The 13720-nt window shown below is 46.4% G+C and carries 12 protein-coding genes; 1 reads left to right on the forward strand and 11 read right to left on the reverse strand.

Annotated features, from left to right (window positions below; genetic code table 11):
* Positions 1-76 precede the first annotated feature (76 nt).
* Complete coding sequence (gene pnpS, locus U719_RS11955; RefSeq protein ID WP_023469029.1) at positions 77-1810, reverse strand: two-component system histidine kinase PnpS; 1734 nt, start codon at positions 1808-1810, stop codon at positions 77-79.
* Positions 1807-2517: a response regulator transcription factor gene (locus tag U719_RS11960; protein ID WP_035396870.1), complete on the reverse strand. Its 711-nt coding sequence runs from the start codon at positions 2515-2517 to the stop codon at positions 1807-1809. Before U719_RS11960 ends, pnpS begins: the two co-directional genes overlap by 4 nt.
* Before the next feature lie 221 nt (positions 2518-2738).
* On the opposite strand from U719_RS11960, the gene U719_RS11965 reads away from it, so the two are divergent.
* Positions 2739-3164, forward strand: a complete 426-nt coding sequence (locus U719_RS11965; RefSeq protein ID WP_023469031.1) for a divergent PAP2 family protein — start codon at positions 2739-2741, stop codon at positions 3162-3164.
* A 59-nt stretch (positions 3165-3223) separates the two neighbouring features.
* Here U719_RS11965 and U719_RS11970 read toward each other — a convergent pair whose 3' ends face one another.
* The 9 genes from U719_RS11970 to accD all read right to left on the reverse strand — a co-directional run bounded on the left by U719_RS11970 (position 3224) and on the right by accD (position 13699).
* Positions 3224-4363: a zinc-dependent alcohol dehydrogenase gene (locus U719_RS11970; protein ID WP_023469032.1), complete on the reverse strand. Its 1140-nt coding sequence runs from the start codon at positions 4361-4363 to the stop codon at positions 3224-3226.
* Positions 4364-4818: 455 nt separating this feature from the next.
* A complete protein-coding gene (gene mdh, locus U719_RS11975; protein WP_023469033.1) occupies positions 4819-5757 on the reverse strand; it encodes a malate dehydrogenase in 939 nt (312 codons plus the stop codon).
* Between the two features lie 22 nt (positions 5758-5779).
* Entirely contained in the window at positions 5780-7054 is a 1275-nt protein-coding gene (gene icd, locus U719_RS11980; RefSeq protein ID WP_023469034.1) for an NADP-dependent isocitrate dehydrogenase, read from the reverse strand.
* A gap of 71 nt (positions 7055-7125) precedes the next feature.
* A complete protein-coding gene (gene citZ / locus U719_RS11985) occupies positions 7126-8238 on the reverse strand; it encodes a citrate synthase (RefSeq protein WP_023469035.1) in 1113 nt (370 codons plus the stop codon).
* A 218-nt stretch (positions 8239-8456) separates the two neighbouring features.
* Positions 8457-8927: a DUF441 domain-containing protein gene (locus U719_RS11990; RefSeq protein WP_023469036.1), complete on the reverse strand. Its 471-nt coding sequence runs from the start codon at positions 8925-8927 to the stop codon at positions 8457-8459.
* A gap of 59 nt (positions 8928-8986) precedes the next feature.
* Positions 8987-10735, reverse strand: a complete 1749-nt coding sequence (pyk, locus tag U719_RS11995) for a pyruvate kinase (RefSeq protein ID WP_023469037.1) — start codon at positions 10733-10735, stop codon at positions 8987-8989.
* Between the two features lie 65 nt (positions 10736-10800).
* Positions 10801-11769 (reverse strand): 6-phosphofructokinase, encoded by a 969-nt coding sequence (pfkA, locus tag U719_RS12000; RefSeq protein WP_023469038.1) that lies wholly within the window; start codon positions 11767-11769, stop codon positions 10801-10803.
* Between the two features lie 147 nt (positions 11770-11916).
* Entirely contained in the window at positions 11917-12852 is a 936-nt protein-coding gene (gene accA / locus U719_RS12005) for an acetyl-CoA carboxylase carboxyl transferase subunit alpha (RefSeq protein WP_023469039.1), read from the reverse strand.
* Positions 12839-13699 (reverse strand): acetyl-CoA carboxylase, carboxyltransferase subunit beta, encoded by an 861-nt coding sequence (gene accD, locus U719_RS12010; protein WP_023469040.1) that lies wholly within the window; start codon positions 13697-13699, stop codon positions 12839-12841. Before accD ends, accA begins: the two co-directional genes overlap by 14 nt.
* Between the last annotated feature and the right edge of the window lie 21 nt (positions 13700-13720).

Here is a 13720-nt window from a genome sequence, read left to right on the forward strand (position 1 = left end):
TCGCCATACAGATGATGAAGAAGGTACTTTCATCATAAGATACATCTATTAAGGAAATGTGAATCCACTGTGAAATTCAGCCATGTTTTGGTAAACGAATCGTAAATGTCGTGCCTTTGTGCTCTTCCGATGCGATTTCGATCTCACCGTGATGGAGGTCGACAATGTGTTTGACGATGGCTAGTCCAAGACCCGTTCCCCCAGAATTACGGCTTCGTGCCTTATCGACACGATAGAAACGTTCGAAGATTCGTTGGGTTTCTTTCGGATGAATACCAATTCCGTCATCTTTGATGATGAGTTGGACAGACTCTTCTCCATCCTCGAGCTGAATCCAGACGTTGCCGCCGTTCGGCGTATAATTCAACGCATTCGCAACCAAGTTAACGACGACCTGTTTCAGACGATTCAGATCTGCTCGGATGAAGACTTCCTCTTCCATTTCGATATGAATCGTCATCTCTTTTTCTGTTGCTCGTCGATGCAGGAGTGCTGCTGTCTCCCGAACGAGACTTGTCACGTCAACGATTGCAGTCTCGAGCTGATAGTTATCTTGTTCTAAACGAGACAGCTCAAGCAAATCTTCTACCAATGTCTGCATTCGTTCCGATTCATCGTGGATGATCCGTAAGAACTGCTCCCGGATTTCCGGAACCTCTTGCGCACCATCGAGTAACGTTTCCGCAAATCCTTTAATGGACGTTAGTGGTGTCTTCAATTCGTGACTGACATTCGCGACGAAGTCTTTACGCATCTGCTCTAGCTTCTTGATTTCCGTGATGTCGTTAAAGACGACGGTCGTTCCCTGCACCCGACCGTTCTTATCGAAAATCGGAGCGGCACTGACCATGAACGTCCGGCTATTGATGCCAAATCGAACACTCGACTGCTTTCGATTCGGTTTTTCCGTCAGATAGACATCTTCAATCACCTGACTCATTTTTTCGTTCGGAAGTACACGATAGTACAGCTTCCCACTAGACGGTTCATGAATGTTGAACATTTCCCGATACGTCCGGTTGACGAGCAGGACGTAGCCCTTCTCATCAATCAACATAAGACCGGCGCCCATGTATTCGATCAAAGATTCGAGACGTGCTCGTTGCATTGCTTCACCAGACGATGCGTTTTCGAGATTTCGCGCTAATAGATTGATAGAGCGCCCTAAATCGCGTGATTCATCCGGTGCCGCTAATTCATACACACGCGACTTGTAGTTCCCGTGCGACAGTTCATGTAAAACATCTGTTGCTTCTGCGATTGGACGTAGGAATCGTTTCGTCGACCGATAGATCGTCAAGAATATGATCACTAACGAGGCGAGTAGGGACAGAATGATGACCGTCCAAATCCGTGAATAGATGACATTCAAGTCTTGGGCGTAACGAATGAAACTGACGTAGACTTCTCCCCCATCCGCTGTCGGAACAGGTTTTGTAAATTGGACGACACTATCATCAGTTTTCGATTCAAATGTGCCCTCGTCAGGAATGGCTGAAAAATTGAGGGTCGCTACTTTTAATTTCGTCACATCAACAGGTGTTCCAGCAATGATTTCTCCACGGCTGTTGAATAAAATCATATCGAAATTCGATTCAGCATATAGTTCATTTACATACCGAGACATGTCTGGTACTTCTCGATCTCTCAAAATCGTCTCAACTAGCGCTGTTTCATCCATCAATTTTTCTTTTTCATTTTGGACATAGAATTCTTTGAAGGATTGACCTAATAAAAATCCAAGTGCTACAAGGACGAGACTGATGAACGAAATCATTTTAAAGATAAACCGTTTGCGATACTTACTCATTCCGCCTTCGGCTCTTCCATCTTGTAACCTAAACCGCGAATCGTTTTAATGTAAATCGGTTTTTTCGTATTCGGCTCGATTTTCTCTCGGACATGACTAATATGGACATCTACGATACGGGTATCGCCAACAAAATCATAATTCCAGATGGCAGATAACAACTGGTCGCGAGTCAACACACGTCCTTTATTTTTTGCAAGGTAAACAAGTAACTCAAATTCTTTTGGCGTGAGCTCTAACCGCTCTTCGGCTTTAAATGCTTCGTAATTGTCAGGAACGATTTTGACATCTCCGATAATGATTGTTCCATCCGTCACTTCTTCCGACGAAGTCGTTTGATGACTCATGCGACGTAAAATTGCTTTTACGCGCGCAACGACTTCACGTGGACTGAATGGTTTCGTCAAATAATCATCCGCTCCAAGTTCTAATCCGAGAACTTTATCAAATTCGTCATCTTTTGCCGTCAACATCAAAATCGGTGTATTGATTTTTTGCTGGCGGAGACGTTTACATACTTCAAGACCATCAAGCTCCGGTAACATCAAATCTAAGACGATCAATGCCGCATCTTGTTTTTCTGCTAATTTTAAACCAGACATCCCATCATGAGCTGTTTCAACGATGAAGCCGGCTTGTTCTAAGTTGAACTTCAACAACGTTGCAATCGACAACTCATCATCTACCACGATAATTTTATCTTTCAAACCTTGCATCCCCCTCAAGTTTCCTTCTTTTCGAATGAGGAATTCCGTGGAATCCGCTTCGTCTGTCTTCATCTTACCGACTTTTAATGGAAAACCACAAATCTTTCTGCAGTTTCTTTACATAATCTTTAAAGGAGATGCCGAATCCAACTAGATCGTTCGTGTAAAAGCTAATAAAACGGGGAAACAATACATATCGTTAATTGTAGGAGGTAGAATGTATGGAATGGAACCATCCCCTTTTTGCAGCCATCACGGCGTGGTTCATCGCTCAAGCAGCGAAGCTTGTCACGAGTTTGGTTCGGACACGAAAGTTCGACCTGGAAATCATGTTTGCTTCCGGTGGTATGCCTAGTTCACATAGTTCGACTGTCGTCGCCTTAGCCGTTGTCATCGGTTTTCAGGAGGGCTTCTCGTCTTCGATTTTCGCACTGGCTGTCATCTTTGCGACAATCATCATGTATGATGCGACCGGTGTCAGACAAGCAGTCGGTGTTCAGGCAAAACTACTCAATGATTATTTCAAAGGAATTCGCCATGAGACCCCTCTCCTGAATGAGCTCGTCGGTCATACCGAGTTTCAGGTGTTCGTCGGTCTGTTACTCGGACTAGTCGTCGGTCTTCTATGGCCCGTCTTCTTCTTTTAATCCTATGATGTACAACAGCCCATCCAATAATCGGATGGGCTGTTTGAGTATGATATAGCTTATGGTTTCAAGACGACCTTGATGCATCCATCTGTCCGATCATTAAATGTCTGATAGGCAGAAGCAGCATCATCAAGTGCCACTCGGTGTGTCACGATATCCGTCGGATCAAATTCTTGATTGATGATTTTCTGGAACAGTTCCGGCATCAAATGAATGACTGGTGCTTGTCCCATTTTCAGCGTAATATTTCGGGTAAAGAAATCGCCAAGTGGAAACTGATTATATTTTTTAGCGTAGACGCCTGTCAACTGCACAGTACCAAATTTCCGGACAGCGTCCTTTGCAATGTCAATGGCACTCAACGTTCCACCTTGCAGACCAATCTTTTGTTCAATTTTTTCTACAGGGGACATCTTCCCATCAAAACCGACGCAATCAATTACGACGTCTGCTCCACCTTGTGTCAGCTCTTTAATATACGCACCACTTTCTGCGTGATCCGAGAAATTCACTGTCTCGACTTTATTCGTGACTTTAGCATGATTTAATCGATACACTTGATCATCCACCGCAATGACTCGCTTTGCTCCTTGCATCCATGCAAATTTTTGTGTCATTAGTCCAACTGGTCCTGATCCGAGTACGACGACCGTATCTCCTTTTTTCACACCCGCATGCAGGACACTCCAATACGCCGTAGGTAAAACGTCAGATAAGAACAATAATGCCTCATCTTCTAATTCGCATGATTCAGGAATCACGAGTGGCATGAAATTCCCGAACGGAACTTTTAAATATTCCGCCTGACCACCGGGATGTCCACCAAACTCTTCTGTAAAACCGAAGTACCCACCTGTATCGACATGGGGATTTCCGTTCGAGTTATCACATTGACTCTCCATATCATGTTCACAAAAGAAACAGTGACCACAAGCAACATTAAACGGTAACACGACGCGGTCGCCACGCTTGACCTTCGTCACACCTGGTCCAACCTCTTCAACGATGCCCATCGGTTCATGACCAATGACATAATCTTTGTGAGCCGGCATATTTCCTTGATAGATGTGTAAATCTGATCCACAAATTGCAGTCGATGTGATTTTGACGATGATATCATCGTTTTTATCAATCGATGGATCCTGGACTTGTTTGACTTGAACATCTTTTGCTCCTTGGTACGTTACGGCGCGCATGTGGCATCCCCCTTAGTGGAATAAAATGACGTACCTTTGTCCTTACCCTAATACAATCATCTTTTCTACATGTTTATTAAAATTGGAACTTTTCGCCTATGTGTATCGTATGTTGTGAAAAACACACTTTACACAATAAACCTATGAATGAAAGGAGGCACTCACGTGGCACGATGTACCGTTTGTCGTCAATCCTGGTCTGCTCGAACAATCTATCGTTTAATCTGGTCTGCTCACGGACTGCCCTGTCCGCATTGTCAAAACTCACAACACCTACATATGGAACATCAAGGTCACTTCCTTCGAATCGGATATTTGATTCCTTGGCTGACGTTTCTTCTTATACTGATCTGCCCTTGGTATGCCAAGTTATCACACTATGCTTCTCCTCATCGATTATGACGAGATGAAAAAAGACGAACTTGTCGAAAGTGACAAGTTCGTCTTTTTTTGAATCAAGATTTTAATAAGTCGAGTACAGAGCGGACTGTAGATGCAGAGCGATACAAAGCCTCTTGCTCCTCAGTCGTCAGTTCGAGTTCATAGACATGCTCGACACCATTTCCGCCAAGAATGACCGGTACACCGAAATACATATCGTCATATCCATATTCACCTTCGAGATAAGCGATGGCAGGGAGAATACGTCGCTGGTCCTTCAAGATCGCCTCGACCATCTCAGCAATTGCTGCTGCCGGTGCGTAGTAAGCGGAACCGTTTCCGAGTAATTGAACGATTTCACCGCCGCCTTTACGCGTTCGGTCAACGATCGCATCTAACCGTTCCTTGGATATCAGTTTCTCGATTGGAATGCCTCCCGCCTGCGAATAACGCATTAGCGGCACCATGTCATCCCCGTGTCCTCCGAGTACGAATCCCGATACATCCTTTACAGAAACGTTCAGTTCCTCTGCTAAGAATGTCCGGAAGCGTGCCGTGTCGAGGACACCGGATTGACCGATGACACGCTCTTTCGGAAAACCAGATGCCTGATAGACCGTATACGTCATCGCATCGACGGGATTCGTCAAAACGATGATGATTGATTCCGGTGCATGCGCGACGATTTCCTTCGTCACAGCTGTCATGACGGTGGCATTCGTACTTACAAGGTCTTCGCGGCTCATGCCTGGCTTTCGGGCGATACCGGCAGTGATGACGACGATATCCGCACCGTTGATGTCCGCATAGTTCGATGTCCCTTTTACCGAAGCATCAAATCCGAGGATCGGCGCTGCCTCTTGCATATCAAGCGCCTTTCCTTTCGTCGGATTCTCTTGCTCGGGTCGGTCGACGAGGACGACATCTCCTAGCTCTCGCTGAGCAAGATAGAGTGCCGTCGTCGCTCCCGTAAAGCCACTTCCTATGACTGCGATCTTCTTCCGTCTGTTCATCGACTCATTCCTCCTGATCGGATTACATGTTTTTGATGAGTTCGTCCGCGAATTCAGAACACTTCACTTCAGTCGCACCATCCATGAGACGTGCGAAGTCGTATGTGACGACTTTCGATTCGATCGATGTTTCCATCGATTTGATGATGAGATCTGCCGCTTCGTTCCAGCCGAGGTGACGGAACATCATTTCGCCTGACAAGATGACAGACGATGGGTTGACTTTATCAAGTCCAGCGTATTTCGGTGCTGTACCGTGAGTTGCTTCAAAGATCGCATGACCTGTCATGTAGTTGATGTTTGCTCCAGGTGCGATTCCGATACCACCGACTTGTGCAGCAAGTGCATCCGAGATGTAGTCACCGTTCAAGTTCATTGTCGCAACGACATCGAACTCTTTTGGACGAGTCAAGATTTGTTGTAAGAAGATATCAGCGATTGAGTCTTTCACGATCAACTTACCAGCAGCTTCTGCGTCTGCTTGTGCCTTGTTCGCAGCATCTGTTCCTTTTTCTTCCTTGATGCGATCGTACTGGTTCCAAGTGAAGACGTGCTCTGCGTATTCACGCTCAGCAAGCTCGTAGCCCCAGTTTTTGAAAGCACCCTCAGTGAACTTCATGATGTTTCCTTTATGAACGAGCGTCAATGAAGCACGTTTGTTCTCGAGTGCATATTCGATTGCTGCACGAACAAGGCGTTCTGTTCCCTCTTTTGAAATCGGTTTGATTCCAAGACCAGATGTCTCAGGGAAGCGGATTTTATTGACACCCATTTCGTTTTGAAGGAACTCAAGCAGTTTTGCAGCGCCTTCGCTGCCTTCTGCGTATTCGATTCCTGCGTAGATGTCTTCAGTATTTTCACGGAAGATGACCATGTCTGTATCTTCTGGGCGTTTAACCGGTGAAGGAACACCTGTGAAGTAACGAACTGGACGAAGACATGTGTACAAATCAAGCTCTTGACGTAGAGCAACGTTCAACGAACGGATTCCGCCGCCGACTGGTGTCGTAAGTGGTCCTTTGATTGCGATGATGTGCTCGCGAATGAGGTCAAGTGTCTCTTCCGGTAACCAGTTGCCTGTTTTGTTGAATGCTTTTTCACCAGCGTAGACTTCTTTCCATTCGATTTTCTTTTCACCGTTGTATGCTTTTTCAACTGCTGCATCAAACACACGTACCGCTGCGTTCCAGATGTCAGGTCCTGTTCCGTCACCAATGATGAACGGAATGATTGGAGCGTTTGGAACTTGAAGTGTACCGTTAGTTACTGTGATGTTTTCGCCTTGAAGTGTAGCCATGTCTAAAAATCCCCCTTAAGTAATTGTAATCTACATCAAAAATCAGGAGAGGATTGCTCCTCCCCGTCCTTTTAACGTTCTTGGATGGACACGTATGTCCGGTGCGTTTCACCCGTGTAGTCTGCACGCGGGCGAATCAGACGGTTATCGCTATACTGCTCTAAAATGTGCGCCAACCAACCTGACATCCGACTTACTGCAAAGATTGGAGTGAATAGTTCTGTATCAAGTCCAAGTGCATGGTACGTAGAAGCGGAATAGAAATCAACATTTGGTTTCAATCCTTTTTCCGATTGGACGATTTCGTCGATCTTAACTGACATCTCATACCATTTCGGCTCCCCGATTTGAGCAGTCAGCTGACGACTCATTTCTTGAAGGTGCTTCGCACGTGGATCGCCGTCCTTGTAGACACGGTGACCGAAGCCCATGATTTTTTGCTTGTTCTCAAGTTTATTATGAACATACTCGTCAACCTTTTCAACCGAATCAATTTCTAACAACATCTTCATGACGGCTTCGTTCGCGCCACCGTGAAGTGGTCCTTTTAATGCGCCCATCGCTGCCGTCACACCTGAGTAGACGTCAGAGAGCGTCGCGACACACACGCGTGCTGTGAACGTCGAAGCGTTCAACTCGTGGTCAGCGTGAAGAACGAGCGCTTGGTTGAAAGCTTTTTCTGCAACTTCCGTTGGCTCTTCACCCGTCAACATGAACAAGAAGTTTCCTGCGTATGAAAGACCCGTTTTAGGTGCGATCGGCTCTTGTCCTTTTTTAATACGGGCGTAAGCTGTGACGAGTGTTGCGATTTGTGCCTGTAATTTGATGGCTTTAGCGTAATTCGCCTCAGTCGACATATCTTCCGATGTCTCATCGTAAAGCGCGAGTTGAGAGAGCGCTGTTCGAATCGTCGCCATCGCATTCGCCGACTTCGGTGCTGCCTTCATTGTTTCAAGAACGGCAGTCGCAACCGTTGCTTCGGAAATGAGTGCTTCCGATAGTTGCTTCAATTCCTCTTCTTTTGGTAGACGGTCGTTCCACAACAAGAAGACGACTTCCTCAAATGAGGCGTGCTCCGCCAAATCATCAATCGTATAACCGCCATACGTCAATTGACCATCGATGATCGAACTGATTTTCGATGAAGTCGCGACGATTCCTTCTAAACCTTTAGTTTGCGTCATGACAATAATCCCCCTTTTTTTCCCCAGAAATTTAAAACGCTTTCATTTCCGTATTGAAAAAAAGACGTCCACTCAAGAGTCGTTCCCCATGCTTGTAGCGCTGTACTCTTGAATAGACCATCTTGTTTCTGTTCTTAGTATAAACAAAAATACCCAAAAAGTGAATGAACTTGCATACTATTATCAAAAAATTAATTCAGTTACTTTGCTGATTCGGCTCATCCTGTGAACGCTTTTGCGATGACATCCCACATTCCAATGACGAGCGCCGCGATTCCAGCACCAATCAATGGTCCAACCGGTACACCTCTAAAGAGTCCGACTGCAAGAATCGTTCCAGCTAGCAAGGCTGTCGTCACGAGTGGATCTTCTTTCATCAGTCCAACACCGTGTGCTGCGACGATTGCAACAAAGATTCCTGATAAAAATGAGATGATGCCGATGTGTCCCCGAATACTTTGGAGCAACTCCTTAAATCCGATATCCCCTGCTGCAATCGGTACGAGGATCGCTGCCGTGATCAATGTGACGCCCCACGTGATCCCTTTTGCCTGTAAGGAAGGAAACAGTCTACCATCCAGCCCGATCGCCTTGATGATCAGCAGGAAGGCTGCAGCGATGATTAATGATTTATTTTGTGCGATGACCCCAATGAAGACGAGGGCAATCAAAAAAAGATAAGCTTCCATACGTCCTCCTCATACAAAAAAAGACGGACATGACCTAAGTCACGTCCGTCATGAATGGATTATGCGTTATATAGTTTACCTGTCAATGGATCGATTGAGATCATTTGACCGTCTTTGAAGACTGTCAATGCATCTTCGACACCAACGATGACTGGTTTACCGAGTGATGGTCCAACGATTCCAGCATGGCTTGTCAATCCGCCATCAACTGTGATCATCGCTGCAGCCATCTCGATTGCAGGCATCATGTCACGATCAGTTGAGTTCGTAACGAGGATCATGCCTGGCTTCGCTTTCGCGTTTGCTTCTTCAGCATTGTTTGCGATGACGACTTCGCCAACGACTCCACGCTCACCGATACCGCGACCGTTTGCGATCTCTTTACCGACGATGTGGATTTTCAACATGTTCGTTGTACCAGCAGTCAAAGCAGGAATACCTGCTGAGATGACGACGAGATCACCATCTGTGACGAAACCAGCGTCTTTTGCTGTGTCCGCAGCAAGTGTCAACATGTCATCCGTGTTGTCTGAAAGATGATCAACGACGATTGGGTACACGCCCCATACGATGTTTAACTGACGTGCGACACGTGCGCTTGGTGTAACCGCGACGATGTTTGGCTCCGGACGGTATTTCGAGATACGTGCAGCCGTGTAACCCGATTGTGTCGGTGTCAAGATTGCTTTTGCGTCCAAGTTGATTGCAGTGTGCGTAACCGCTTGAGCGATTGCATCCGTTACTGTGTGCTCACTACGTGTCTGACGATCTTTCAACAAGAGCTTGTAGTCGAGCATTTTTTCTGTACGTTTTGCGATCGAGTGCATCATTTGGACAGATTCGATTGGGTAGTCCCCTGCTGCTGTCTCACCTGAAAGCATGATTGCATCCGTACCATCAAGAATCGCGTTCGCGACGTCTGATGCTTCAGCACGTGTTGGACGTGGGAAACGTTGCATCGAGTCAAGCATTTGTGTTGCTGTAATGACTGGTTTACCGAAGTCGTTACAAAGCTTGATCAAGTCTTTTTGAGTTGGCGTGACTTCTTCCGTTGGAATCTCGATACCGAGGTCACCACGCGCTACCATCAAACCGTCCGAAATCGCAAGGATTTCTTCGATGTTATCGACACCTTCTTGGTTCTCGATTTTCGGGAAGATTTTGATATGGCTCGCGTTGTTTTTCTCAAGCAATTGACGAATCGCAACGACGTCTGACGCACGGCGTACGAAAGATGCCGCGATCAAATCGATATCGCTCTTGATACCGAACTCGATATCCGCAATATCTTTTTCTGTCAAAGCAGGAAGGTTAACCTTCACGTTTGGCAAGTTAACGCCTTTTTTCGTCTTGATGACGCCTTCGTTTTCGATGGAACAACGAAGCTCACGGTTCGGAAGTTTTTCAGTGACACGAAGACCGATGAGACCGTCATCAAGCATGATCATCGAACCAACTTCGACGTCATCATAGAGTCCTTCATACGTGACTGAGAATTTATCTTTCGTTCCGACGATTTCGTTTGCGTCTCCGCTAACGATGATGACTTCTTGACCACGTTCGAGAAGCGCTTTTCCTTCTTCAAACGAATGTGTCCGGATTTCTGGTCCTTTCGTATCAAGAAGAATCGTAACGATTTTGTTTGCTTCTTTCGCTGCACGACGGATATCCGTGATACGTGCACCGTGTTCTTCATAATCGCCGTGTGAGAAGTTCAAACGAGCGACGTTCATACCTGCTTCAATCATTTCTGGAAGACGTTTTTCTGACGCCGGTCCAATCGTACATACAATTTTAGTTCTACGCATATTCCATAAACCTCCTACGGTGTTTGGCCAAGTTCTCTTGTCCATTTCAATCCTATCGACGTTCGTTAAATCGAAAGCTGTTTTGAAAGCTCAAGAATATCAAGATCCAGCTCATGTTTATTTTCGTCGAGTGCCTCATCGATATCGAGATCGATCATCTTACCACCACGTACACCTACGACACGTCCTTGTTTTCCTTGAAGTAGGATTTCGATGGCATGCGCCCCCATCCGACTTGCAAGTACACGGTCCGCTGCCGTTGGTGCTCCACCACGTTGAACGTGACCAAGTACCGTGACGCGTGTATCGAGACCTGTTTCTTTTGCGATAGCGTCTCCCACGTCCTGAGCACGACCTGCTCCTTCAGCGACGATGACGATTGAGTGTTTCTTACCGCGGTCGACACCACTTTGAATACGGGAAAGCACTTCTTTTAAATCTTCAGGACGCTCGGGAACAAGAATCGATTCTGCTCCACCAGCAAGTCCTGCATATAATGCGATATCACCCGCATCGCGTCCCATGACTTCAATGACATACGTTCGCTCATGCGACGATGCCGTATCACGGATTTTATCGATCGCTTCAAGCGCCGTGTTGAGCGCTGTATCAAAACCGATCGTATAGTCCGTTCCAGGGATGTCGTTATCGATCGTACCTGGAAGTCCAATTGTCGGGAAACCAAGTCCCGTCAATTTTTGGGCACCACGATACGACCCGTCTCCGCCTACGACGACGAGTGCATCAATTTCAAATTTCTTTAGATTGACGACCGCTTTTGCTCGTCCTTCTTCTGTACGGAACTCAGGGCAACGTGCTGAACGTAGGAACGTTCCGCCTCGTTGAATGATGTCACCGACTGATCCAAGGTTCAACTGGACGATGTCCCCGTTGATTAATCCTTGGTAGCCATTGTAGACACCGAATACTTCTAAGCCATGAAAAATCGCTTTACGCGTGACAGCACGCACCGCAGCGTTCATACCGGGTGCATCGCCGCCACTCGTTAAGACAGCAATCCGTTTTAAACTCACGTTAATCACCTCTCCATTAATCTGAATCTAAAATAGCACGTTGTTTTCTTGTTTTACAACAGGGCAGATTGCATAAACTTTCACTAGCTTTTTCATCATCGATTCCGGAAATGAGGAATATCAATCATGATAGCGATTACATGGTGCTTATGTGCCAATTTGGTGATATTTTTCAGTCCGCTGATCAATGAGCTCTTCCTTGGTCAGATGAACCAATGATTCGAGCTTCTGTACCAATACAGTTTTTAATTTATCCGCCTGTAATGACACATCGAGATGCGCCCCTCCGACGACTTCTGGAATGATGGCATCCGCGATCCCGAGTCGTAATAAATCAGGCGCTGTGATTTTCATCGATTCTGCCGCTTTCTCCGCAAGACTTGCATCTTTCCATAACAATGCTGCAGCACCTTCAGGAGAGATGACCGAATACGTTGAATTCTCGAGCATCAAGAGTTGATCACACACTCCGATTCCTAAAGCACCACCTGATCCACCTTCACCGATGACGATTGAGATGATTGGAACCGTCATACCAGCCATCTCAAACAAGTTTTTCGCGATGGCCTCACTCTGACCACGTTCTTCTGCTGCACGTCCTGGGTAAGCCCCTTTCGTGTCGATGAACGTAATGATTGGTCGATTGAATTTCTCCGCTTGTTGCATGAGACGTAGTGCTTTTCGGTACCCCTCCGGATGTGGCATCCCGAAATTACGACGAATGTTTTCTTTTGTATCTTTTCCGCGTTGATGACCGATGATCGTCACCGGACGACCATTCAGTGTTCCGATTCCACCGACGATTGCCGCATCATCATATCCATGACGATCGCCGTGCAACTCGATGAAGTCTTCACAAATGGATTCAATGTAATCGAGTGTCGTTGGACGTTCTGGATGACGTGCCAATTGAACGCGATTCCACGCTTTCATATTCCCGTAAATATCGAGTTCTAACCGATGAAGGCGTTCTTCAAGAAGTTGGAGTTCTTCCTTGAAGTCTAGTCCTTGTGTTTCCGCCATATCATGGAGCTCAAGAATTTTTTCGCGTAACGCGATGACTGGTTGGTCAAATGGTTGCATGGTTCGTTCCCTCCGCATGTAGCTTTAAGATTCGCGTATAGTACGTTTTCAGATCATGTCGTGATACGACATCGTCCAGTTGACCTGCTTGTAATAAGAATTCTGCTGTTTGGAAATCTTCCGGTAGTTTTTCACGTATCGTCTGTTCGATGATCCGTCGACCTGCAAACCCGATCAACGCCCCCGGTTCAGCGATGTTAAAGTCACCGAGCATCGCAAAACTTGCTGATACCCCGCCGGTCGTCGGATGCGTCATACAAGAAATATAAAGTAATCCAGCATCTGAATGCTGTTTTAAGAAGAGACTCGATTTCGCCATCTGCATGAGACTAACCATTCCCTCTTGCATCCGTGCTCCACCTGAAGCGGAGAAAATCGTGACAGGTAGACGATGTTTTGTTGCGTAACGAACCGCTTCAGAAATCGCAGCACCGACTGCTGCACCCATCGAGCCCATGCGGAATCGTGCATCCATGACACAAGCGACGAGTGGGTGACCATTCACATTCCCGACGCCACAGACGATCGCTTCCTCAAGACCCGTTCTGACTTGGTCGCCCTTTAATTTTTCCGGGTAATCCTGGAATCCAAGCGGATCTGCTTGAACTGCCGGTAAGTCGAAATACGTCACCGAACCTTCATCGAATAATTGCGTAAAACGTTCTTGCGCGGTCAACGGGTGATGATACCCACATGAACAGACACGTAAGTTCGCCTCCAGTTGTTTCGTATATTGGATTAATTTACATTTCGGACATTTCGTCATTAGGCCAACTGGCACATCGACACGCTGCTCCTTCGAAGTCAGCGTGACGAACTTTTTAGGTTTTCGAAAAAATGCTTGCACGTTCAGTTCCCCCTTGTCATC

The sequence above is a fragment of the Exiguobacterium sp. MH3 genome, from assembly GCF_000496635.1.
In the GTDB taxonomy this organism is placed as follows: Bacteria; Bacillota; Bacilli; order Exiguobacteriales; family Exiguobacteriaceae; genus Exiguobacterium_A; species Exiguobacterium_A indicum.